The sequence below is a fragment of the Pararhizobium capsulatum DSM 1112 genome, assembly GCF_030814475.1.
In the GTDB taxonomy this organism is placed as follows: domain Bacteria; phylum Pseudomonadota; class Alphaproteobacteria; order Rhizobiales; family Rhizobiaceae; genus Pararhizobium; species Pararhizobium capsulatum.
Window position 1 is genome coordinate 999599 of record NZ_JAUSVF010000001.1, and the last position, 22673, is coordinate 1022271.

At 60.3% G+C, this 22673-nt stretch carries 20 protein-coding genes; 6 read left to right on the plus strand and 14 right to left on the minus strand.

All coding sequences use genetic code 11. From position 1 onward, the window contains the following. Positions 1-18 precede the first annotated feature (18 nt). Positions 19-1065 (plus strand): glycosyltransferase family 4 protein, encoded by a 1047-nt coding sequence (locus tag QO002_RS04730; protein ID WP_307227193.1) that lies wholly within the window; start codon positions 19-21, stop codon positions 1063-1065. A gap of 167 nt (positions 1066-1232) precedes the next feature. Here the strand turns inward: QO002_RS04730 and pgi are convergent, their stop codons facing one another. Beyond that, positions 1233-2858, minus strand: coding sequence for a glucose-6-phosphate isomerase (gene pgi / locus QO002_RS04735; protein ID WP_307227195.1), 1626 nt, complete (start codon positions 2856-2858; stop codon positions 1233-1235). A 116-nt stretch (positions 2859-2974) separates the two neighbouring features. Continuing rightward, positions 2975-4675, minus strand: a complete 1701-nt coding sequence (locus QO002_RS04740) for a long-chain-fatty-acid--CoA ligase (protein WP_307227197.1) — start codon at positions 4673-4675, stop codon at positions 2975-2977. 409 nt (positions 4676-5084) lie between these two features. Here QO002_RS04740 and QO002_RS04745 point away from each other — a divergent pair, with 409 nt between their 5' ends. The 3 genes from QO002_RS04745 (at position 5085) to apaG (ending at position 8191) form a co-directional block, all read left to right on the plus strand. Continuing rightward, positions 5085-6308 (plus strand): MFS transporter, encoded by a 1224-nt coding sequence (locus QO002_RS04745; RefSeq protein WP_307227199.1) that lies wholly within the window; start codon positions 5085-5087, stop codon positions 6306-6308. A gap of 189 nt (positions 6309-6497) precedes the next feature. Further along, the gene (locus tag QO002_RS04750) at positions 6498-7655 is read left to right on the plus strand and encodes an AI-2E family transporter (protein WP_307227202.1); all 1158 of its coding nucleotides are present in this window, start codon (positions 6498-6500) and stop codon (positions 7653-7655) included. 143 nt (positions 7656-7798) lie between these two features. Further along, positions 7799-8191: a Co2+/Mg2+ efflux facilitator ApaG/CorD gene (gene apaG, locus QO002_RS04755; RefSeq protein WP_307227204.1), complete on the plus strand. Its 393-nt coding sequence runs from the start codon at positions 7799-7801 to the stop codon at positions 8189-8191. Between the two features lie 141 nt (positions 8192-8332). On the opposite strand, the gene QO002_RS04760 is transcribed toward apaG, so the two are convergent. The 3 genes from QO002_RS04760 to QO002_RS04770 form a co-directional block, all read right to left on the minus strand. Next, entirely contained in the window at positions 8333-9322 is a 990-nt protein-coding gene (locus QO002_RS04760; RefSeq protein WP_307227205.1) for an Hsp33 family molecular chaperone, read from the minus strand. Between the two features lie 370 nt (positions 9323-9692). Continuing rightward, positions 9693-10610, minus strand: a complete 918-nt coding sequence (gene argF, locus QO002_RS04765) for an ornithine carbamoyltransferase (protein ID WP_307227207.1) — start codon at positions 10608-10610, stop codon at positions 9693-9695. A 46-nt stretch (positions 10611-10656) separates the two neighbouring features. Then, on the minus strand, positions 10657-11856 hold the full coding sequence (locus tag QO002_RS04770; RefSeq protein ID WP_307227210.1) for an aspartate aminotransferase family protein: 1200 nt from the start codon (positions 11854-11856) through the stop codon (positions 10657-10659). Between the two features lie 412 nt (positions 11857-12268). Here QO002_RS04770 and QO002_RS04775 point away from each other — a divergent pair, with 412 nt between their 5' ends. Then, positions 12269-12802 (plus strand): GcrA family cell cycle regulator, encoded by a 534-nt coding sequence (locus QO002_RS04775; RefSeq protein WP_307227212.1) that lies wholly within the window; start codon positions 12269-12271, stop codon positions 12800-12802. Here the strand turns inward: QO002_RS04775 and QO002_RS04780 are convergent. Then, entirely contained in the window at positions 12766-13323 is a 558-nt protein-coding gene (locus QO002_RS04780) for a GNAT family N-acetyltransferase (protein WP_307227213.1), read from the minus strand. The genes QO002_RS04775 and QO002_RS04780 overlap by 37 nt on opposite strands. A 3-nt stretch (positions 13324-13326) precedes the next feature. Next, positions 13327-13764: a rhodanese-like domain-containing protein gene (locus tag QO002_RS04785; RefSeq protein WP_307227216.1), complete on the minus strand. Its 438-nt coding sequence runs from the start codon at positions 13762-13764 to the stop codon at positions 13327-13329. A 58-nt stretch (positions 13765-13822) separates the two neighbouring features. Between QO002_RS04785 and ftrA the strand changes: the two genes are divergently transcribed. Then, positions 13823-14854, plus strand: a complete 1032-nt coding sequence (ftrA, locus tag QO002_RS04790; protein ID WP_307227218.1) for a transcriptional regulator FtrA — start codon at positions 13823-13825, stop codon at positions 14852-14854. Here ftrA and phoB read toward each other — a convergent pair whose 3' ends face one another. The 7 genes from phoB to phoR all read right to left on the minus strand — a co-directional run bounded on the left by phoB (position 14855) and on the right by phoR (position 22629). Beyond that, the gene (gene phoB, locus QO002_RS04795; protein ID WP_307227220.1) at positions 14855-15538 is read right to left on the minus strand and encodes a phosphate regulon transcriptional regulator PhoB; all 684 of its coding nucleotides are present in this window, start codon (positions 15536-15538) and stop codon (positions 14855-14857) included. A 103-nt stretch (positions 15539-15641) separates the two neighbouring features. Continuing rightward, a complete protein-coding gene (gene phoU / locus QO002_RS04800; RefSeq protein ID WP_307227222.1) occupies positions 15642-16355 on the minus strand; it encodes a phosphate signaling complex protein PhoU in 714 nt (237 codons plus the stop codon). 73 nt (positions 16356-16428) lie between these two features. Beyond that, positions 16429-17244, minus strand: coding sequence for a phosphate ABC transporter ATP-binding protein PstB (gene pstB / locus QO002_RS04805; RefSeq protein WP_307227224.1), 816 nt, complete (start codon positions 17242-17244; stop codon positions 16429-16431). Positions 17245-17256: 12 nt separating this feature from the next. Next, on the minus strand, positions 17257-18579 hold the full coding sequence (gene pstA, locus QO002_RS04810) for a phosphate ABC transporter permease PstA (protein ID WP_307227227.1): 1323 nt from the start codon (positions 18577-18579) through the stop codon (positions 17257-17259). Continuing rightward, entirely contained in the window at positions 18576-20060 is a 1485-nt protein-coding gene (gene pstC, locus QO002_RS04815; protein WP_307227229.1) for a phosphate ABC transporter permease subunit PstC, read from the minus strand. Before pstC ends, pstA begins: the two co-directional genes overlap by 4 nt. A 99-nt stretch (positions 20061-20159) precedes the next feature. After that, the gene (locus QO002_RS04820) at positions 20160-21194 is read right to left on the minus strand and encodes a substrate-binding domain-containing protein (RefSeq protein WP_307227231.1); all 1035 of its coding nucleotides are present in this window, start codon (positions 21192-21194) and stop codon (positions 20160-20162) included. A 196-nt stretch (positions 21195-21390) separates the two neighbouring features. After that, positions 21391-22629, minus strand: a complete 1239-nt coding sequence (phoR, locus tag QO002_RS04825; RefSeq protein ID WP_307233158.1) for a phosphate regulon sensor histidine kinase PhoR — start codon at positions 22627-22629, stop codon at positions 21391-21393. Positions 22630-22673 lie beyond the last annotated feature (44 nt).

Below are 22673 nucleotides of genomic sequence, written 5' to 3' on the forward strand. Positions count from 1 at the left end.
CTGGCGTCGGAGGTGGATGTGGATACGAAGATTCTGGTGGTGAGCGATGCCTGGCATCCCCAGGTCAATGGTGTCGTCAGGACGCTGGATGAACTGTCGCGCACGGTGGCGGAACAGGGTGGCACGATCCACTTCCTGACGCCGGATCGCTTTGCGACTATTCCCCTGCCGTTTTATCCCGACATCCGCCTTGCCTTGCCGACCCGGCGGCAGGTGGCTGACGAAATCGACGCAATCGAACCCGACTACATCCACATTGCGACTGAAGGTCCGCTCGGCCTTGTCGCTCGCCGCATCTGCCTGCAGCGCGGCCTGCCGTTCACGACCAGTTATCACACCCGCTTCCCTGAATTCGTTAGTGCTCGCTTACCTATACCGGAAAGCTGGAGTTACTGGTGGCTGCGCCAGTTCCACAATTCCGGCAATGGCATGATGGTGGCGACCGCGACGCTCGGGACGGAAATGGCGGCGCGGGGTTTCCGCAATATCAAGCGCTGGACGCGCGGCATTGACACTAATCTTTTCAACCCGTCGCGTCGCCGCGAGGATTGGTTGCCAAGGCCGATCTTCCTGAATGTCGGCCGTGTCGCGGTCGAAAAGAACCTGCCGGCTTTTCTCGATCTCAATCTTCCCGGCAGCAAGGTCATCGTCGGCGATGGACCCGATTTGGCGAGACTCAAGCAGAAGTATCCGGACGTGCATTTTCTCGGCAAGCAGATGGGTGTGGACCTCGCAACGATATACGCCTCGGCGGATGTCTTCGTCTTCCCCAGTCGCGTCGATACCTTCGGCAACGTCATTCTCGAGGCGTTGGCGAGCGGATGTCCTGTTGCCGCCTTTCCGGTGACGGGACCGCGCGACATTCTGGGAGATGGCAGTGGAGCGCTTTCCACAGACCTGGGGCAGGCCGCGCTCGAGGCGTTGGACATGTCGCGGGAGAAGGCACGGGAAAAGGCGTTGACCTACAGCTGGGCCGAATGCGGACGCCAGTTCCTGTCAAACCTGACCCGCGTGCCGAAAAACGCTTTCCCCAAACGGAGCCGCCGATTGGGTTCTTATTCTTGATCCTATCCGAAGTATTTCTGAAAACGAAAGGCCGACTTGGTTCGCCCAAGCCGGCCTTTTGAATAATGCCCTGCGGCCCGCTCCCTCTTCTCCCGCCCGGGAGAAGAGGCAATCTGGCATCGCTCTCGAACTACAGGCGAACCTTCGGGAGCCGAGGGCGCAACACCTTACTTCGCAGCCTTCAACAGCGCTGCAACAAGGCCTTCCGTCGAGCTGTCGTGACCTGCAGCGCTTTCCTTGCCTTCAACGACGGGCAAAAGCCCGGTTGCCAGTTCCTTGCCAAGCTCCACACCCCACTGGTCGAACGAGTTGATGTCGAACAGCGCACCTTCCACGAACACGCGATGTTCGTAGATCGCGACCAGGCGGCCGAAGGCGAAGGGGGTCATCTTGTCATAGACGAAGGTCAGCGACGGGCGGTTGCCGGTGAAGACGCGGTGGGGGGCGATCTTGTCGATCGAAGCGGCATCCATGCCCTTTGACGCCATCTGCGCCTTGGCTTCCTCAAGCGTGCGGCCCTTCATCAGCGCTTCGGACTGGGCAAGGCAATTGGCCATCAACAGCTGGTGCTGGTGGCGCAGTTCCGGTTCATGGCCGTTGGCGGCAATCATGAATTCGGCAGGGATGACGCTCGTGCCCTGGTGGATCAGCTGGTAGAAGGCGTGCTGGCCGTTGGTGCCGGGCTCACCCCATACAACGGGACCGGAATTGCCATCGACCGGCTTGCCGTCGAGGGTCACGCCCTTGCCGTTCGATTCCATGTCGAGCTGCTGCAGATAGGCCGGGAAGCGCGACAGGCGCTGGTCATAGGGCAGGATCGCGCGGGTGGCGTAGCCGAGCACATTGCGATGGTAATAGCCGAGAAGGCCGAGCAGCATCGGGATGTTCTGACGCAGTGGCGCCGACTTGAAGTGCTCGTCGATGGCGTGGGCGCCGGCCAGGAACTCGCCGAATTTCTCCTTGCCGATGGCGATCATCAGGGGCAGGCCGATGGCCGACCAGATCGAATAACGGCCGCCAACCCAATCCCAGAAGCCGAACACACGCTCGGCACCGATGCCGAAGGCGGCAACCTTGTCGAGGGCGGTGGAGACGGCGCAGAAATGGTTCGCGACAGCGGCGTCGCCCAGCGCATCCGCGATGAATTTGCGCGCGGTCGCGGCATTGGTCATCGTCTCGATCGTCGTGAAGGTTTTCGAGGCGACGATGAACAGCGAGGTCTCGGCATTGAGCAGCTTCAGCGTATCGGCGATATGGGCGCCGTCGATGTTGGAAACAAAATGCAGGCGCGGGCCATCATGGTCGGGGGCCAGCGCCAGCGTCGCCATGACCGGGCCAAGGTCCGAGCCGCCGATGCCAATATTGATGACGTCGGTGATCTTCTTGCCAGTCGCGCCCTTCAGCGTGCCGGAACGAATGCCGTCGGAAAAGGCGCCCATGGCGGCGAGCACCGCATTGACATCCGGCATCACATCCTTGCCGTCAACGAGAACCGGCGTGTTGGCGAGGTTGCGGAGCGCGGTGTGCAGAACGGCGCGGCCCTCGGTGAAGTTGATCGGCTCACCCGCAAACATCGCATCGCGCTTCTTGGCAACACCGGCCTCGGTTGCAAGCGCTTCGAGGCCATGAAGGATGCGCTCGTTGACGGCACATTTTGAATAGTCGAACAGAATATCGTCGAGCGTGACGCTGTATTTGGAAAAGCGGGCGGGATCGGCTGCAAAGGCCGCCCTGATATCAGTGGCCTTGGTCTCGGAAACTGTTGATTTCAGCTGTTCGACACGCGCGTTCATGGGAGCTCCTTGCGTCGCATAGGGATGCGCTAGCTAGTCGCTTTAGCCCATCCAAATCAAGCCCGCAGGCGCGTCAGGCGCAAAAATCCGATGAGGCAAGGGCGGATCTGAAGAGTTCAGCTTCGCAGGTTCTTGCGCAGGATCTTGCCGACGTTGGATTTGGGTAATTCGTCACGGAACTCGACGAATTTCGGGCGCTTGTAGTTGGTGAGAAGCTGCGCGCAGAAAGCCTTTACATCTGCTTCGGTCAGCGCCGGATCGCGACGAACCACAAAAAGCTTTACCGCCTCGCCGGAATGGCTGTCGGGAACACCGATGGCGGCGCATTCGAGGATGCCCGGCATGGTCATCGCCATTTCCTCGACTTCGTTCGGGAAGACGTTGAAGCCGGAAACGAGGATCATGTCCTTCTTACGGTCGACAATCTTGATCAGGCCTTCCGGGCTCATGAAGCCGATATCGCCGGTGCGGAAAAAGCCGTCGCTCGAAATCGCCTTTGTGGTTTCGTCCGGCCGGTTCCAATAACCCTGCATGACCTGCGGCCCGCGAATGCAGATTTCGCCGATCTCTCCGAGCGACAGTGTATTGCCATCATCATCGCGGATTTCCACGTCAGTCGAGGGCAGGGGCATGCCGATCGTGCCTGTGAAGGCTTCCGTGTCCAGGCGATTGGCGGTTGCGACGGGGGAGGTTTCCGAAAGGCCGTAGCCTTCCGCAATCGGGCAGCCCGTCATCTGCTGCCAGCGCTCGGCAACCGGCCGCTGTACGGCCATGCCACCGCCGAAGGTCAGGGCCAGAGACGAGAAATCCAGCTTCTGGAAGTCGGCATTGTTCATCAGCGCGTTGAACAGCGTGTTGAGGCCTGGGAAGATATTGATCTTGTACCTGGCGATTTCCTTGACGAAAGCCGGGATGTCGCGCGGGTTGGGGATCAGGATGTTTTCGCCACCGGTGCTGAGGCCCATCAGCCCGTTCACGGTCAGTGCGAAGATATGGTAGAGCGGCAGGGCACACAGGAACACAAGGCGTTCCGGGCGCTGCCTGCGCAGGAAGGCGGTCTCAAGCCACAGACCCATCTGTGCCATGTTGGCGAGCAAGTTGGCATGCGTCAGCGTCGCGCCCTTGGAAACACCAGTGGTGCCGCCAGTATACTGCAGGAAGGCCACATCGCTCTGTTTTACGCCGGGGTCGCGGAGGCGCTTTCCGCTCCCGCTGGCGAGAACCGTCTTGAAGGAGAGGTGTCCCGGCAACGACCATGCAGGAACCAGCTTCTTGATGCGGCGCACCACGAGGTTCACAATCACGCCCTTGAGGCCAAGCAAATCCCCCATCGTCGTGACGACGACGTGGCGGAGCGGCGTGCGCGCCGCAACCTGCTCGACTGTGTGGGCGAAGTTTTCGAGAACAAAGATTGCCTTGGCGCCGGCGTCGTTCAGCTGGTGCTCAAGTTCGCGCGGCGTATAGAGCGGGTTGACGTTGACGACGGTGAAGCCGGCTCGCAGGATCGCGAAGGTGATCACCGGGTTCTGCAGGACGTTCGGCATCATGACAGCGACGCGATCACCCTTTTCGAGGTCGGTCGACTGCAACCATGCAGCAACTTTGCGGCTTTCCGCTTCAAGCTGTGTGAAGCTCAGCGTTTTTCCCATGCAGGTGAAGGCGGGGCGCCCGGCATATTTTGCACAGGATTGCTCAAAGATCTCGCCGATCGAATTGTTCGTGGAAGGGGCGATCTCTGCCGGCATGCCGGGCGGATAGGACGCGAGCCAAGGCCTCTCGGTTACGTGGCCCTGATTCTGGGTCTGAATATCCGGCATCCTGTCTCTCTCCCGCGCATGGTCTCTGTATGGCTTGAGGCGGTCTGCTGCGTCCATCAGATAAGCTTCACCATCAGGTGAAATAACTGCGAACTGCTGTCGCCGCCCTGTCGTGAAAACACCTCCCGTGTCCTTCACCAGTGCAGCATGCCGTTTTTGCTGCGGCTCCTCAAGCGCATTCCCGAATTATATAACCCTAACGTAAACGTCAACGGAACCGCTACACAATGCGGTGATCTGGTTAGATTTAGCGGGTTGTGTTGCGTCGCAGCGTCTTTGCGCCAGGTGGTAATGCAGCTATATTGCATTGCAGCAACCGGGTGCGAATCCCAAGCGCAGCCGGATTGCTCCCTCGAATATTTCCGTCGCACTCTATTTCTGGCGCGCTGACGCCTCCCAGGTCTTTGCCATGTCCGATAATGCTCTTTCGCAGGCCCCCGCCCGGGCCGCTCTGCCGGCTGCCCGTATTGGTGGATACTCCATCGCAGAGCTGGCGCTGGCGGTTGGCAGCTTTGGCATCGGCACGGGTGAATTCGCCATCATGGGCCTTCTGCCGCAGGTCGCAGATTCTTTTGCGGTTTCGGTGCCGGATGCGGGCGTCGTGATCAGTTCCTACGCCATCGGCGTGGTTGTTGGAGCACCATTGATTGCCGTGATGGCTGCGCGTTACTCGCGGCGCACCGTGCTGCTGGCCTTGATGACGTTGTTTGCGCTGGGCAATCTCGCAAGTGCAATCGCCGGCAGTTTCGGTCTTCTTATTGCTGCCCGTTTTCTCGCGGGTCTTCCCCACGGCGCCTATTTCGGGGTCGCAGCGCTCGTGGCCGCCGGCATGGCGCCGGCAAACCAGCAGGCGCGGGCGATCGGCCGGGTGATGATGGGCTTAACGGTTGCAACCCTGCTTGGAACGCCGCTTGCGGCCTGGTTCGGTCAGGCGCTGGGTTGGCGGGCTGCCTTCGCCATCGTCGGCGCCATCAGCATGCTGACGGTGGCCCTCGTCTACACCCATGTGCCGAAGGACAAGGCCAATCCGCTGGCAACGCCGCTCAAGGAGTTGGCTGCCCTTGGACGTATCCAGGTCTGGCTCACGCTCGGCATCTGCGCGATCGGCTGCGGCGGCATGTTCGTGGTCTTCACCTACATCACCCCGGCGCTGACGGAATCGGCCGGCGTGCCGCTCGCCAGCGTGCCGATGATGCTCTCGGTCTTCGGGGCAGGCATGATCCTTGGCAATATCGTCGGCTCAAGGCTTGCCGACTGGGCGCTGATGCCGGCGATCGGCATCGCGCTGGTGTTCAACCTTGTGGCCTTCGTCCTGTTTTATTTCACGATGTCCTCGCCATGGCTGGCGGTGATCAACGTTCTTCTGATTGGCGGCGGCTTTACCGTGGTTCCCGGCATCCAGATGCGGCTCATCAAGGTATCCGGCGATGCGCAGACGCTGGCCGCAGCGCTCAGCCACTCGGCGTTCAACATCGCCAATGCGATTGGTGCCTGGCTTGGCGGCGTGTCGATTGCCGCGGGTTACGGCTGGACATCGACCGGCGTCGTCGGCGCCATCATGGGCGTTGCGGGCATTGCGATCTTCCTGACGTCCTACATGCTCGACAGAGCCCAGGCAAAGTCCCCGGCCTGATGAAGAAAGCATGACAAAGCGCCGCATTCTGCCTCTTGCCCAACAAAATGCGGCCTTCGTCCCTTGTCATCCTCCCATTGACATCATTACTTGTGCCGGCATGTGCTATAGGCCCGCCAGCGGCAGTAAAGCTGCTGGCGATGTCGCGGCTTTGCTGTCATTCTGAAGGTCCGATGAGGAGGAAGTTTCGTGCCGCTTGGCCAACTTGAACGGGAGAACCTGCCACAGCAGGAGCCGCGGCTTTTCGGGCGACCAGCCCATGAGCGGTCGGCACTTGTCGGTCCGATTACGGCTGCGCGGTGGTTGCTCGTCTTCGTTCTGCTCGCGGGCGTTTATTTCTTTCACGGTTTTCTCGTGCCGGTGCTTGCTGCACTGGTCATCGGTTTTGCCACCTGGCCGATCTATAGTCGCCTGCTGACAGCAATCGGCGGCAATCGCACGCTGGGCGCAACGATCGCCATCCTGAGCGTCGTTGCCTTCATCGTTGTACCCATCACCGTGGCAGCCATGTATGCCGTCGATGAATTGCGCGGTTGGCTGCTCTGGTCAATCGAGACCAACAAGTTCGGCGCGCCTGTGCCTCTGTGGCTCGCCGACATTCCGGGTGTAGGCCCTTGGCTTGGCACCCAATGGACGAAATATGTCGGCCATCCGGGCGCACTGGGTGAACTGAGCCATTTGATCAGCGGCTCCAATATCGGCAGTATCTATCGGGGCGTCCTGGTTGTCGGCAGTTCGGCGTTCCAGTCGCTGCTGACACTTCTGTTTATGCTGATCTCGCTGTTCTTCGTCTATCGCGAGGGCGAGTCCTTCGTTGCTCAGATCGATAAACTTGGAGAGCGCATCCTGCCGATGCGCTGGGAGCGCGTTTCCCGTATCGTGCCGCTGACGATCAGCTCCACCGTGACGGGCATGGGGATCATTGCCATCGGTGAAGGCATTGTGCTGGGCATTGCCTATTGGCTCGCGGGCGTACCCTCGCCCGTCACGTTGGGTATCATCACCGGCATGATGGCGTTGGTTCCCGGCGGTGCGCCGCTTTCGTTCACGCTGGTCGCTGTCTATCTGGTTGCCAGCGGCTCGCTCGTAGAGGGCGTCGCGCTTTTTACCTGGGGTGCGGTCGAGCTCTTCATCGTCGACAAGACCCTTCGTCCGAAGCTTGTCGGCGGACCAATCAAACTGCCGTTCCTGCCGACCTTCTTCGGACTTGTCGGTGGCGTGAAGACGATGGGCTTTCTTGGTCTCTTTGTCGGACCCGTTCTGATGGCCCTCCTGGTCGCCATCTGGCGGGAGTGGCTGCACGAGGTTACGTCGCAGCCCGTCCCAGGCGCAATTATCCGCGAATAAAGCCTGCCTTGCAGCCGCTTTCCCGTGGACGTCAGAGCCGCCTGTCGGCGGCAACGTGCCTTATCCTTACAGTTACCTTTCGCGTTATTCTTCGCGAAACCAACTTGTTGTAAGCTATGCGGGAACATGAATGAGGGTTTGCAATGTATCGCGCTCTGACCCGCGACATAGAGGTAACGGTCGAACCATATTATCTGGAAGAGCAATCTGACCCGGATGACAGCCGCTATGTGTGGGGTTATCGGATACTGATCTCCAACAAGTCCGGAAAGACAGTTCGATTGATGTCGCGATACTGGAACATCACCGACGAAAACGGTCAGGTTGATGAAGTCAACGGACCCGGAGTGATCGGCGAGCAACCTGTTCTCAATCCGGGTGAAACCTACGAGTATTCCTCGGGTTGCCCGCTGGATACACCGTCCGGCGTGATGTACGGCCATTATTCCATGGAGACCAACGAAGGCGAGAGCTTCAAGGTCGACATCCCCGCCTTCTCGCTGGACAGCCCGGGGCAGGTTCGCACGCTCAATTAGAGGATGTCCGGTTCAGATTGAACCAGACATCCTCCAGCTTCTTTTGTTTCCGTTTGTCTTTTCGGGAAAACCGGTTTCCACTTTTCCCTGACAAACTCCAAGAAAACCGCCCCGCGCGAACGCAGGGCGGCTTGTCGCTCTCTACTGTGGGCGAACTTCGGTTGCTTCGAAGCGATACGTCGTCGAACAGAACTCGCACGTCACGCTGACATGCCCTTCCTCGACCGTATGATCGATTTCCTCCTGGCTGAAGCTTGCCAGTACGTCGCGGATCTTTTCGCGCGAACAGTTGCAGCGGTCGTAGACTGCCTGCGGTGGATAGACCCGGACACCCCGTTCGTGAAACAGCCGGTAGAGCAGCCGTTCCGTGCCGACGGTGGGATCGGTCAGTTCATCTGCATCGATGGTCTGGACCATGACCACAGCTTCGTCCCACAGGTCATCCCGTTCGAAATCGTCGCTCGGATCCGTTCCATCCCCGCCGGGTAGATCGGCCTGACGCATCCTCTCGGGGGCTTCGGGCAGAAACTGCGCAACCATGCCGCCGGCACGCCAGCGATGGCGCGGCTTGCCGTTCTCGTCCCGGTCCAGAAGCTCGGCCACGCCAAGGCGCACCTTGGTTGGGATCTGTTCCGACTGGCGGAAATATACACCGGCGATTTCTTCCAGCGAGGCGCCGTCAAGCGGCACGATGCCTTGGTAGCGCTGGGTGTGAGCGCCCTGGTCGATGGTGAAGGCGAGAATACCTTCACCCAGCAGTTCCTGGGGTTGCGTAGCGCCGTTCTTTTCCGCTTCTGCCAGTGCCTCGGCATTATAGCGCGCATAGGCGCGTACGCGATCCGGCGTCGAGAAGTCGGCGACAACGAGATCGACAGGGCCGTTGCTCTTCGTTTGTACGATGAGCTTGCCCTCGAATTTCAGAGAGGTGCCAAGCAGCACCGTCAGCACCACGGTCTCCGCGACCAGCCGAGCGACGGGCAGGGGATAATTGTGGCGCTCAAGGATCGTATCCAGCATCGGCCCAAGCTGCACGGCGCGGCCACGCACATCAAGCCCTTCCACCTGGAAGGGGACGACATGGTCATCGCCGGCAAAATCGAACTGGCCGAGGCCGGGTAGGGTATCCGTCATCGTGTTGCTCCTTAGAGTTTGTCAGGGAAAAGTGGAAACCGGTTTTCCCGAAAAGACAAACGGAAACAAAAGAATCTAGAGGATGTCTGGTTCAATCTGAACCAGACATCCTCTAGCATGCGATGGTTCACACGACACGCGGTAGCGTGCAGGCAAGAACGTGCGCTATGCTCTATTGATCCGATGTCCGCGACCATTGTCCAGATGGATATGGCTTGCAGCGGCGCATCGGCGGGCCTTTGCGGTGTGAGCGCTCGGGCCGGATGGGTTTACAATTACAATCCACCGGATCGCCCCTGAGGGCGCCGGCATCCTGAACGCTTAGATTGGGTCACGCAGGCTGAATTTCAATAAGCGGATGTCTGGCCCGTTACAGTGCGCCGAGGCACCATGCGAGCACCGACTTCTGGGCATGCAGGCGATTTTCCGCCTCGTCGAAAACGACCGACTGCTTGCCGTCGATAACGCCGTCGGTCACTTCTTCGCCGCGGTGCGCCGGCAGGCAGTGCATGAACAGGGCGTCCTTGGCAGCCTTCTCCATCAGGGCTTCATTGACCTGGAAGGGCTGGAAGACATTGTGCCCGCGAGCGCGATGTTCCTGGTTCATCGAAATCCAGGTGTCGGTCACAACGCAATCGACGTTTTTCACAGCCTGGTCGGCATCATGGCAGAGCATGATATCGCCGCCATTGTTGCGCGCCCAGTTGAGGATCTTGTCGTCCGGCTCGGAGCCGAGCGGCACGGCCATGTTGAGGCGGTAGCCGAAGCGGGCCGAGCCCTCGACGAACGAATGCAGCACATTGTTGCCGTCACCGCTCCAGGCGATGGTCTTGCCCTTCACGGGACCGCTATGCTCCTCGAAGGTCATGATATCAGCCATGATCTGGCAGGGATGGGTGGTATCCGTCAGGCCGTTGATGACGGGCACGGTTGCATGCTCGGCGAGTTCCATCAGGCGTGAATGATCGGTCGTGCGGATCATGATGGCGTCAACGTAACGCGACAGCACCTTGGCCGTATCGCCGATCGTCTCGGCGCGGCCGAGCTGCATTTCAGTGCCGGACAGGAACAGCGTCTCGCCACCCAGCTGGCGCATGCCGACATCGAAGGAAACGCGGGTACGGGTCGATGGCTTCTCGAAGATCATCGCCAGCATCTTGCCGGCAAGCGGCTTTTGCGCGGTTCCGGCCTTGGTGGCCGCCTTTCGCACGCGGGCATCCTCGATGATCGTGCGAAGATCGGCCGCCGTCATGGCGGAGAGGTCGAGAAAGTGTCTGGTACCGGCCATTCTGTTGAAGTCCTGCTGTTGTGCGGCGCTGCAGCGCCTGGGCGTTTTAGGCGCTCGCCTTCAAGTTTTCAGCTCTGACCCGTTCAGCGGCACGCTCAAGACGCGCCATGCCTTCGCGGGCTTCTTCCGCCGTCACGGTCAGTGGCGGCAGAAGTCGAATGACATTCTCGCCAGCCGGAACGGCCAGCATGTGCTCTGCACGGATCGCCTGCAGCAGTTCGGCAGACGGTACCTTTGCCTTGAGACCGAGCATCAGGCCATCACCGCGCACGCTTTCGATGACATCGGGGAAGCGATCGGCGATCGAGGCCAGGCCCTGACGGAAAACCAGCGAGACATTGCGGACATGATCGAGGAACCCGTCTTCCATGACCACGTCGAGCACGGCATTGCCGACCGCCATGGCGAGCGGATTGCCGCCATAGGTCGAGCCGTGCGTGCCGGCGATCATGCCGGAAGCGGCGTCCGCCGTTGCAAGGCAGGCACCGAGCGGGAAACCGCCGCCGATACCCTTGGCAACGGCCATGATGTCGGGAGCAATACCGCTCCACTCATAGGCAAAGAGCTTGCCCGTTCTGCCAATGCCGCACTGAACCTCGTCAAAAATCAGCAGAAGGCCGTATTCGTCGCAAAGCGCACGCAGTTCCTCCAGAAATTCCTTCGGCACGACGCGAATGCCGCCTTCGCCCTGGATCGGCTCGATCAGGATTGCAGCCGTTTCGTCGTTGATGGCGTCCTTGAGTGCTGGCATGTCGCCAAAGGGCACCTGATAGAAGCCGGGCGCCTTTGGGCCGAAACCTTCGAGGTACTTTTCCTGACCCCCGGCTGCGATGGTTGCAAGCGTACGGCCATGAAAGGCGCCTTCGAAGGTTATAATGTGGAACTTCTCCGGATGGCCCTTGGAGAACTGGTAGCGCCGCGCTGTCTTGATCGCGCATTCCAGCGCTTCGGCGCCGGAATTGGTGAAGAACACCTTGTCAGCGAAAGTGGCCTGGGTCAGCCGCGTGGCCAGCGTTTCCTGGCCTGGAACTTCATAGAGGTTCGACAGGTGCCATACCTTCTCTGCCTGATCCTTCAGGGCCTGGACGAGGTGAGGGTGGGCGTGGCCGAGCGAGTTGACGGCAACACCGGCAGCGAAGTCGAGATAACGTCGGCCATCCTCAGCAATCAGCCAGACGCCTTCCCCGCGCTCGAACCGTAACGGTGCGCGCATGTAAGTGTCATAGAGCGGCTTGGCTTCGGCCATGACGCGGATCTCCTTCGCTACCTACCCGATATCGTTGCCAGAACCGGGTCCGAGAAATTAAAAATGCCGCCTTGCGGCGGCAGCGGCACTATCGACATTTCGCACTGCGATGTCAACAAAAGGCCCGGCTTTGCGGCAATTTGCGCGGTCTTGGCGCTTGTGATTTTTTTAAGCGCCAACTCTTGCAAAAATGCCACGCCTCAGCAGCAAGTTGGGGAAAACTTAAAAATCGATTCGCTCGGATTCCGGTGACTCTTGTCACGGAGTCGCCCTGTCTCTACGTTAATAAGCAATTACTAGACGCATGCGGCGGACCTAGTCACCAAAAGTATTATCGCGTTTCAGCTTCGGCGCATGGCCGGGGCGTGGTGATGGATTCTGTCCTTACCGACGCTGACACGGAGGCGAGACGATGAACTGGACAGACGAGCGCGTAGAAAAACTGAAGAAGTTGTGGTCGGAAGGTCTGAGTGCAAGCCAGATCGCCGCGCAGCTTGGTGGCGTGAGCCGGAACGCTGTTATCGGCAAGGTTCACAGGCTGTCGCTTCCCGGCCGCGCGAAGGCGGGTGGAACGGCTGCCACGCCAACCCGCGCCAAGCGCCCGACATCGCCACCCCGAGCACCGAACTATGCGGCTGCCCGTCCTGCAGCGCCGACCCGCACCGTCGCCCGTCCGGCTGGTGCGACAGTCCTGAAGGAAGAGGTCGATCTGGATGTAATGGAGCAGGCGGAGATCCAGTCTGTCGGCAGCAATGTCGTCGTTCCGATGTCGCGCCGCCTCGGCCTTACCCAGCTGACCGACCGCACCTGCAAGTGGCCGATCGGCGATCCGATGAAGGAAGAATTCCACTTCTGTGGCAATGACTCTCCGGATACGTCGCCCTATTGCACATTCCATGCCAAGCTGGCCTACCAGCCTTCGGCGGAGCGTCGTCGCGCCCGCTGAGCCACGAATTTCATTCGAAAAGCCGCCCATCCTTCCGGTTGGGCGGCTTTTTCATTTTCATGACATCCTGACAAGCCACGGCCGCCAGACCGTATCGGGCTTGCCGCCCTGATGTTCGTAGAAGCGCATGGCGGCTCGTTTCCATCAAGCACGGTCCAGGCGATTTTGGATGCCCCGATCTCCCCGGCATAGACGGCCAGCCGTTGGAAAAGGGCTTTTCCGGCGCCAAGGCCCCTTGCTTCTGCCGCAACGAAAAGTTCCTTTAACACCACCACCGGCTTGAGATCGTAGGTCCAGGGGATCTCGTAGTGGACGGCGATGCCGACAACCTTGTCGGCGAGGGTTGCTACGAAGACGCCGAAGCGCGGTGAGGTGCCAAGACCGTGCTCGATAACATCTGCCGCCGTGACCCGGAAATCGTCAATATATCCTTCGAAGACTGCGAGGCTGCGCATCAGATCGAGCACCTCCTCCACATCCCGATGCTCGAAAGGTCGGATTTCCAGGTCATTGTTTGTCATTTTCTACTCCGCTGCGATGGGAAGCGCGTTGATGTCGCCGGGCTCAGACCCTGCTGCGAAGGGAAGACCTTCGTCGGCCCAGCCGGTGATGCCGCCAATCATGATCTTAACAGGCCGGCCGAGCCGCGCCAGCTTGAGAGCTGCTTGATCGGCGCCGTTGCAATGGGGACCGGCGCAATAGACGACGAAGATCGTTTCCATTGGCCACGCTGCCATGCGCCCGGCGCTGATCTCGCGATGGGGCAGGTGGAGCGCGCCGGGTACGTGGCGGCGGGCATAGGCTTCCGGGGACCCGACGGAGTGAAGAAGCGCGAAATCCGGCTCGCCGGTGCGAAGAACGGCGGATACGTCGGCGCAATCGGTCTCGACGGAAAGTCTCTGCAGGAAATGAGCGATGGTAACCTCCGCGGATGCGGGCGGTATTTCGGTGACGAAGCTCATGATTGTCTCCTTGGTTGCTGTCATCATCTGGATACGCCGGCGTCCGTGGGATTGGCAGATGGCAGTTTTGCCATATAGTGTGAAGATCATGCCAGATTTGAACCGACACCCGAAACCGCCAAGCCCGCTCGTCGTAGCACTCGCCTACGATGGTCTCTGCACCTTCGAATTCGGTGTTGCGGTCGAGGCTTTTGGGCTTCCGCGGCCGGAAATGGGGGCGGACTGGTATCGCTTTGCCGTGGCCGGGGTCGATCCCGGCGAGATGCGAGCGGCCGGTGGTGTGCGCATTGTCGCCGACGGCGGTCTCGATTTGCTGGCGGAAGCCGGGACAATCATCGTGCCCGGCTGGCGCGGCGTCGATGCGCCCGTGCCGGATGCGCTGTGCGAAGCCTTGGCGGCGGCGCATGGACGTGGAGCGCGCATTCTCTCGATCTGCTCGGGCGTCTTCGCGCTGGCGGCGGCAGGCCTGCTGGCGGGGCGACGTGCCACAACCCACTGGCGTTATACGGATGCGCTGAAACAGCGTTATCCGGATATTCACGTGCAGCCTGATGTTCTCTACGTCGATGAAGGCACGGTCCTGACTTCAGCCGGGAGCGCTGCCGGCATCGATCTCTGCCTGCACCTCATTCGTCGTGACTACGGAATGGTCGCGGCCAATATGGTGGCCCGACGTCTTGTCGTCCCGCCGCACAGGGATGGTGGACAGGCGCAGTATATCGAGCGTGCTGTGCCGTTACCTCACGAAAGCGCGCGCCTGGGACCGCTTCTCGATCATATCCGCAACAATCTCGGTGCCGATCACAGCGTCGCGTCGCTTGCGAATATCTCCGGCATGAGCACTCGCACCTTCCTTCGGCGCTTCGAGGCGGCGACGGGAACGACGCCGGCGCAATGGGTTCTGCTGGAGCGCCTGACGCGGGCACGCGACCTATTGGAAAATTCCGCGACCCCGATCGACAGGATCGCCGAGCTGGCGGGTTTTGGTGCCGCTGCCACCTTGCGCCATCATTTTCGGCGACACTATGCGACAACACCGACAGCCTATCGCGAGACCTTTGCTGGCCCCGCGATTGCCGAGGCAGGATAGTCAGCTTTCCAGGGAATAGCCGGCGCCGCGCACCGTGCGGATGACGTCCTGCATGTTCGAAAAGTTCAACGCCTTGCGCAGACGACCGACATGGACGTCAACGGTGCGTTCATCCACGTAGATGTCGTGGCCCCACACCCCGTCCAGCAGCTGCGAGCGCGAGAAAACACGGCCGGGAGAGGCCATGAAGAATTCCAGAAGGCGGAATTCTGTCGGGCCGAGGCGGACTTCGCGGGTCTTGCGGTGAACCCGGTGCGTTTCGCGGTCAAGCTCGATATCGCCGCATTTGAGGAGCGTGGAAAGTACCTCCGGCCTTGCACGGCGCAGCATCGCCTTGACCCGCGCCATCAGCTCCGGCGTCGAGAAAGGCTTGACCACATAATCGTCCGCGCCGGTGGCAAGGCCACGTACCCGCTCGCTTTCCTCGCCACGCGCCGTCAGCATGATGATGGGTAGGCGCTCGGTCTCGGCCCGCTGGCGCAGACGACGGCATAGCTCGATGCCGGAAACGCCGGGCAGCATCCAGTCGAGAATGAGCAGGTCCGGTAAGCGCTCCTGCAGGCGCATTTCGGCTTCGTCGCCGCGATTGATGGTATCGACGTCGAAACCTTCGGCTTCCAGATTGTAGCGGAGAAGAACGCTGAGGGCTTCCTCATCTTCCACAACGGCAATTCTTGGCTGCATGATCAACTCCTTGGGCGCTTTCGCAAAGGAAGAGCGCTCGCCGGACCTTCCCTGGTCCGGCGTTCAATCTAGGTCATTTTCAACATTTGCCGCGCCGCCGCGGTCAGTTGCCGATTGCGCCCACGGTATTGGCCGTGTCGTCCTTCGGCCGTTCGCCAACCGGCTGCGCGCCCGTCGCCATGTAATAGATGGTCTCGGCGATGTTGGTTGCGTGATCGCCGATACGCTCGATGTTCTTGGCGCAGAAAAGAAGATGCGTGCAGGGCGTGATGTTGCGCGGATCTTCCATCATGTAGGTCAAGAGTTCGCGAAAAAGCGACGTGTAGATCGCGTCGATCTCGCCGTCGCGTTCCCGGATGCTGTTGGCCTTTTCCGGCGAGCGGGATGCATAGACATCCAGCACTTCCTTGAGCTGCACCAGGGCAAGCTCGGCAAGGTGCTCGAGGCCACGGGCAAGCTGACGCGGCAGGCTGGCGTTGGCGACGGCAATAACGCGCTTGGCGGTGTTCTTGCCGAGGTCGCCGACGCGTTCCAGATCGGCAGCGATGCGGATCGATCCCATGATTTCGCGCAGGTCGGCCGCCATCGGCTGGCGCTTGGCGATGGTGATGATCGCCTTTTCACCGATCTGACGTTCTGCCTCGTCCAGCACGACGTCATCGGAGATGACCTTTTGGGCAAGGGCGAGATCGGCGTTGACGAGGGCGCGGACAGAATCGCCGACCATCTGCTCGGCCAGGCCGCCCATCTCGGAAATCCGGCGTGAAAGATATTTCAGGTCTTCGTCATAGACGGAAACAATATGTGTAGAGCTCATCGTCGTTCCTTCGGATCATGGTCAGTTTCCAGGTGTCCGCCGCTTGGCCAGTGGCTGGCGGCAGACCGCATCGTCAGCCGAAACGGCCCATGATGTAGTCCTGGGTGCGCTGGTCGTCCGGGTTGGTGAACATCTTGTCGGTATCGTTCTCCTCGACGAGATTGCCGAGGTGGAACATGGCGGTGCGCTGCGAAACGCGGGCTGCCTGCTGCATCGAGTGCGTGACGATGACGATCGTGAAGTTGGCGCGCAGTTCGTGGATCAGTTCCTCGACCTTTGCGGTTGCGATAGGGTCGAGAGCCGAGCAGGGCTCGTCCATCAGGATTACTTCCGGGCTGACCGCAACGGCGCGTGCAATGCACAGACGCTGCTGCTGACCACCCGAGAGGCCGGTGCCCGGCTCATGCAGGCGATCCTTCACCTCGTTCCAGAGGCCGGCTTTCTGCAGGCTCTGCTCGACCACCTGGTCGAACTCCGCCTTCGAGCGGGCGAGACCGTGGATACGCGGGCCGTAGGAGACGTTCTCATAGATCGACTTGGGGAACGGGTTCGGCTTCTGGAACACCATGCCGACGCGGGCACGCAGTTCCACGACGTCGATCGTCGGATCGTAGATATCGTCTTCGTCGAGCGTGATCTTGCCGGTCACGCGGCAGCCGTCGATCGTGTCGTTCATGCGGTTCAGCGTGCGCAGGAATGTCGACTTGCCGCAGCCCGAAGGGCCGATCAAAGCGGTGACGGTGTTTTCGCGGACGTTGAGGTTCACATCGAAAAGAGCGCGCTTCTCGCCGTAATAGACGGAAACATCCTTGCCGATCATCTTGTAGGGTATGGTATTCATTTTCTGCTCGAGAGCCTTTTCGACTGCTGCTTCGGACATCATGTTCATGTTTCTACCTCACTACCAGCGACGCTCAAAGCGACGCCGCAACAGGATTGCGCCAAGGTTCATGACGACGAGGAATACCAGGAGGATGATGATCGCTCCCGACGTCCGTTCGACGAATGCACGTTCTGCTTCATTGGCCCACATGTAGATCTGCACGGGCAGGGCAGTGGAGGGCTCCATCGGCGAGCCAGGATAATCGACGACGAAGGCGACCATGCCGATGAGCAGCAGCGGGGCGGTTTCGCCAAGCGCATGGGCAAGGCCGATGATCGTTCCGGTCAGAACGCCCGGCATGGCGAGCGGCAGGACATGATGGAAGATGGTCTGCATCTTCGAGGCGCCGAGACCCAGAGCCGCAGAGCGGATCGAAGGCGGCACGGCCTTCAGCGCCGCGCGGGTCGCGATGATGATCGTCGGAAGCGTCATCAGCGTCAGGACGAGACCGCCAACGAGAGCAGCCGAGCGGGGCATGCCGGCGAAGTTGATGAACACCGCTAGGCCAAGCAGACCGTAGACAATCGACGGAACGGCCGCGAGGTTGTTGATGTTCACCTCGATCAGGTCGGTCAAGCGGTTCTTCGGCGCGAACTCTTCCAGGTAGATCGATGCACAAACACCGATCGGCAGGGCAAGAACGAGCACGATCAACATCATGTAGAGGGAGCCGAGCGCCGCGACGCCGATGCCGGCTGCTTCCGGACGGCTCGATGCGCCGAAGGTGAAGAGGCCGGTGTTGAAGGACTTCGTGAGCGAACCGCTCTCGGTGAGCGTCTTCATCCACTCGATCTGCTGGTCCTTCACCTTGCGGTTGGCTTCCGGCACGGCGAGATCGATCTGGCCCTTGTTGGCGCTGTCGATATTGCCTTCGGCCAGCAGAGAAACGTTCTGCGTCGTGCCGATGGCGGACTGGTTGTTGACGACAATGTTACGCAGCTGGACGCGGGCGCTGGCCGAAACCATGTCGGTCGCCTGCTTGACCAGCGCACGGTTCGACGGATCGATGTTCAACGCCTTCACCAGAGCATCGCGGACGAGCAGCGGATAATTCGCCGTCATCAGCTTTGCGGGATTGTCGGCGCGTTCGTTCTTCGGATCGATGACCTTCTCGGAGAACTCGATCGGCAGGGTGATCGTCGTCTGCAGGAAGGCGGTGTAACCGTTGGAGACGACCGTCCAAAGCAGCACGAACAGGAAGAACAGGCCGGTCAGGATCGCCGCCACGCCATAGGCCCGGAAGCGTCTTTCGGCGCGGTAGCGTTTCTTGATGCCGATGTCGCGGCGTGCCTGGGCGGGACGGACGAAGGCGGAGGGTGCGGAAGCGGAGATCTCGGTCATTCGTACTGCTCCCGGTATTTGCGCACGATGTAGAGCGCGTAGATGTTGAGGCAAAGCGTGATCGCAAACAGGGTGATGCCGAGTGCAAAGGCCACAAGGGTCTGTGGCGAGTTGAACTCGAGGTCGCCTGTCAGCTGATTGACGATCTTGACCGTGACGGTCGTCATCGCTTCGAAGGGATTGAACTGCATGCGGGCGGCAACGCCGGCGGCAAGCACGACGATCATGGTTTCACCGACAGCACGCGAGGCCGTCAGCAGGAGAGCGCCGACGATGCCCGGAAGGGCAGCGGGGAGCACGACCTTCTTGATTGTTTCCGACCGGGTTGCACCAAGGCCGAGCGAGCCGTCACGCAGCGAGCGCGGAACCTGGGTGATGATGTCGTCGGAGAGCGAGGAAACGAAGGGGATCAGCATGATGCCCATGACGATACCGGCCGTCAGAACGCTCTGCGCCTGAATGAAGTTCACGTAGTTGCCGGTGATGAGCCCGTTGAGCTGGGCCGACACGTCGCGCAGGAACGGACCGACCGTGATCAGGGCGAAGAAGCCGTAGACGATGGTCGGGATGCCCGCGAGAATTTCGAGGAGTGGCTTGGCGATGCCGCGAACGGCAGGACGAGCGTACTCCGCCATGTAGATCGCTGCAAAAAGGCCAACGGGTACGGCAAACAGCATGGCGACGAAGGCGATGTAGAGCGTGCCTGCAAGAAGCGGCAGGAGGCCGAACTGTCCTTCCGTGCCGCCGCTGCCGGCCGCCGAAAAGCGCGGATCCCAGACCGTTCCAAAAAAGAAGGTGCTGGGCGAAACCGACTGGAAGAAGCGGATGGCTTCCGAAAGCATCGAGCCGATGATGCCAACCGTCGTCAGAATGGCGATGGACGACGCCAGCAGCAGCCCCCCCAGCATGACGCGCTCGACACGGTTGCGGGCGCGGAACGGAGCGGAGATGCCGCGAAGCGCAAAAACCGCGCCCGCGATCGAAAGGATGATCACGACAGCCGCCATGGTGAGCTGGCTGCCATCCTTCGCGGAGTTGTACGCCTCGGCGGAGGTGAGCAGATAGGGCTCTCCGTCGCTTGCCATGGGAATGCCTTTGGCGGCCAGCGTTTCGCGCAGATTGGCGCTACGGTTGGTCACCGTGGCAAGCTCGTCGTCGCTGAGCAGCCGCAGGCCGTTGGCCACGGAAATAACCTGACCCAGCGCCAGTTCGGTCGGTGCTGCGCCCTGGCTGGTCACGCCTTCGGGAAGAGAATTACGGATGGTCTTTTCTATCACCATCGGACTGGCGACAAGCCAGACGCCGAGCACGACGAGTGCCGGAAGGGTCGCCCAGATCGCCGCGTAGGTGCCGTGATAGCCGGGAAGGGAATGAAGTATGGAAAGCTTGCCGTTCGCACTGGCGACGGCCCGCGATCTCGCAACGAAATAGGCGCCAAGGCCTATTATCAAAACAATCAAAAAAATCAGAGAGGTGTTCATCAATAGGTCCCCCCGGCCCTGTCAATCATTGAAAGCCGGCATTGCGAACGAGGGATACGGCACGGCAGAAAATGCCGTGCCGCTGGTCTGATGTTTATATCAGAGCATGTTGCCGGCAGAGAAGGCCTTGCGGACTTCTTCGCGTTCTGCGTCCGGAGCCGGAACCAGGCCGTAAGCTGCGAGCGGGCTGTCAGCGCCGATCATCTGGTCGTCAAGGAAGAACTCGACATATTCCTTGAGGCCCGGGATAACGCCGAGGTGTGCCTTCTTGACATAGAAGAACAGCGGGCGGGAAACCGGATATTCGCCGGAAGCGACGGTCTCAGCCGAAGGAGCGATGCCGCTGACGGTAGCGACCTTCAGCTTGTCGGCGTTGTTTTCGTAGAAGGACAGGCCGAAGACGCCGATGCCGTTCTTGTTGGAGGCGATACGAGCAAGCGTTTCGGTGTAGTCGCCATCGATGTCGATCGCCAGACCGTCCTTACGAACGGCGATGCACTTCTTGGCAGCTTCTTTCTCGTCCGCAATCAGGCCCTTGATGACGTCGGTAGCGCCGACTTCCTTGCAGCCTGCAGCGAGAACTTTCTCGTCGAAGACTTCGCGGGTGCCGTGCTTTTCGCCCGGGATGTAAGCGGCGATTTCAACGTCCGGCAGGTCCTTGTTGACTTCCGACCACTTCTTGTAGGGGTTGGCAACGAGCTTGCCGTCAACGACGACTTCAGCGGCCAGCGCAAGGTACAGGTCCTTCGGAACCAGCTTCAGGTCGGCATTGCTGGCGTCGGTTGCGAAAACGATGCCGTCATAGCCGAACTTGATTTCCTGAACTTCGGTTACGCCGTTCGACTTGCAGGTTTCCAGCTCGCTGTCCTTGATCTTGCGCGAAGCATTGGCAACGTCGATGGTGTCCGGGCCGACGCCCTTGCAGAATTCCTTCAGACCCGCGCCGGTGCCGCCGGATTCAACGACCGGGGTCTTGAAGTCCGGGAAGGTTTCGCCGAAAGTTTCGGCAACGATCTTGGCATAAGGAAGAACGGTGGAGGAGCCGGCGACCTGGATCTGGTCACGGGCAGCAGCGGCGCCGGCAAAGGCAACCGATGCAACCAGGGCTGCAGCAGTAAGTTTCAGAACGTTCATCGAAATTCTCCCGGAATTGGGCTTGTGTTGGTGCGCATTTTTGCGAGCGCTCGCTTGGCCGTCTTGATCGGCTGCCTTTAACTAGCTCCCGATGCCACTATCTTTTATGTCAGTTCGATGAAACATTTGTGACAGATTATCTATATGAAAAATAATGATTATTTTCCAAAGCGCTGTCGACATCCGAAGCTTTGTGTCAAAACCGCACGGTGAAGACCGTACCCTTGCCGACTTCTGATTGAACAATCATCCGGGCGCGATGGCGCGTGAGGATGTGCTTGACGATTGCAAGCCCGAGGCCGGTGCCTTTTTTCGTGCGGCTCGCCTCGACATTGACGCGGTAGAAACGCTCTGTGATGCGGGGCACATGCTCAGCCGGGATTCCAGGTCCATAATCGCGGACCGATACCTCCACGGAATTTTCGCCCTCGCCACCGGACAGCTTCACATCGACCTTCTTGCCCTCTTGCCCGTATTTGCAGGCGTTTTCGATGAGATTCTCGAAGACTTCGGTCAGCTCATCGCGGTCACCCCGGACCGTCGCCTTATGCTCGGGAAGATCCAGTGTGATTTCGACGCCGAGATCCCGCGCCAGAGGTGCCAGGCTATCGCGCACATGGCCGAGCAGCGGCGCCAGATCGATCGTCTCGTCGGGAGCGATATGCGATTTCAGCTCCAGCCGGGAGAGCGACAGCAAATCATCGACAAGCCGGCTCATTCGCGTCGCCTGCTCGTGCATGATCATCAGGAACTTTTCGTGTGCCTTGGCGTCGCCACGGGCAGGACCTTGCAGCGTCTCGATGAAGCCGCGCAGCGAGGCAAGCGGCGTTCGCAGTTCATGGCTGGCATTGGCGACGAAGTCGGAGCGCATGCGGTCGATCCGGCGTGCCTGAGAAATGTCGCGGAAGGACAGGATGAACAGTCGGTCGCCTTCGGCCGCGGTCGTATCAGCGGGGGCTATGCGCACAATATAGACCGCGTCCGAAGGAAGTCGCTCGGAATGCTCGATCTGGTTCGGTTTTCCGGTGGCGATCGTTTCACGCACCATATCGAGGATGCCGGGTGAACGGATGCGAGCCGAAAGGTCCGTATCGACCGGGATCGCACCGAAGGCTTTCTCGGCAGCGTGATTCTGCAGCCGGACGATTTCTTCTGACGAAATGACCAGGATCGGCATATCGAGCGCGTTGAATGCAGCGAGCAGCACACCAAGGTCGGAGGTGGCCGAAGCCGTTGCAAAGACAACCGGCGGTCCGGGCGGCGCCGTTTCGACCTGCTGGTTGAGAAGTGCGATCATCAGCACCAGCCAGAACAAGACGACGGCCACAACATGAACGCCGGCAAATATCAGGCCAGCGCCGACGACAAGCGACAGAAGGGCCGCCCAACGTCTGTCCCTCAGCGTCTTCCTGACTCTGATCGCAATCGTCTTCATGGTGTTCAAGGGCGTATCTTCCGATTCCATATCGACCGCTGATA

Bases quoted from the DNA above. Each gene is read 5' to 3' on its own strand.
- phoB (WP_307227220.1), bottom strand. From the start codon at position 15,538: ATGCAGCCAAGAATTGCCGTTGTGGAAGATGAGGAAGCCCTCAGCGTT.
- phoU (WP_307227222.1), bottom strand. From the start codon at position 16,355: ATGAGCTCTACACATATTGTTTCCGTCTATGACGAAGACCTGAAATAT.
- apaG (WP_307227204.1), top strand. From the start codon at position 7,799: ATGTATCGCGCTCTGACCCGCGACATAGAGGTAACGGTCGAACCATAT.
- pstA (WP_307227227.1), bottom strand. From the start codon at position 18,579: ATGACCGAGATCTCCGCTTCCGCACCCTCCGCCTTCGTCCGTCCCGCC.
- ftrA (WP_307227218.1), top strand. From the start codon at position 13,823: ATGGCAGTTTTGCCATATAGTGTGAAGATCATGCCAGATTTGAACCGA.
- QO002_RS04770 (WP_307227210.1), bottom strand. From the start codon at position 11,856: ATGGCCGAAGCCAAGCCGCTCTATGACACTTACATGCGCGCACCGTTA.
- QO002_RS04760 (WP_307227205.1), bottom strand. From the start codon at position 9,322: ATGACGGATACCCTACCCGGCCTCGGCCAGTTCGATTTTGCCGGCGAT.
- QO002_RS04820 (WP_307227231.1), bottom strand. From the start codon at position 21,194: ATGAACGTTCTGAAACTTACTGCTGCAGCCCTGGTTGCATCGGTTGCC.
- pstC (WP_307227229.1), bottom strand. From the start codon at position 20,060: ATGAACACCTCTCTGATTTTTTTGATTGTTTTGATAATAGGCCTTGGC.
- argF (WP_307227207.1), bottom strand. From the start codon at position 10,610: ATGGCCGGTACCAGACACTTTCTCGACCTCTCCGCCATGACGGCGGCC.
- pgi (WP_307227195.1), bottom strand. From the start codon at position 2,858: ATGAACGCGCGTGTCGAACAGCTGAAATCAACAGTTTCCGAGACCAAG.
- QO002_RS04785 (WP_307227216.1), bottom strand. From the start codon at position 13,764: ATGAGCTTCGTCACCGAAATACCGCCCGCATCCGCGGAGGTTACCATC.
- phoR (WP_307233158.1), bottom strand. From the start codon at position 22,629: ATGAAGACGATTGCGATCAGAGTCAGGAAGACGCTGAGGGACAGACGT.
- QO002_RS04745 (WP_307227199.1), top strand. From the start codon at position 5,085: ATGTCCGATAATGCTCTTTCGCAGGCCCCCGCCCGGGCCGCTCTGCCG.
- QO002_RS04775 (WP_307227212.1), top strand. From the start codon at position 12,269: ATGAACTGGACAGACGAGCGCGTAGAAAAACTGAAGAAGTTGTGGTCG.
- QO002_RS04780 (WP_307227213.1), bottom strand. From the start codon at position 13,323: ATGACAAACAATGACCTGGAAATCCGACCTTTCGAGCATCGGGATGTG.
- pstB (WP_307227224.1), bottom strand. From the start codon at position 17,244: ATGAACATGATGTCCGAAGCAGCAGTCGAAAAGGCTCTCGAGCAGAAA.
- QO002_RS04740 (WP_307227197.1), bottom strand. From the start codon at position 4,675: ATGCCGGATATTCAGACCCAGAATCAGGGCCACGTAACCGAGAGGCCT.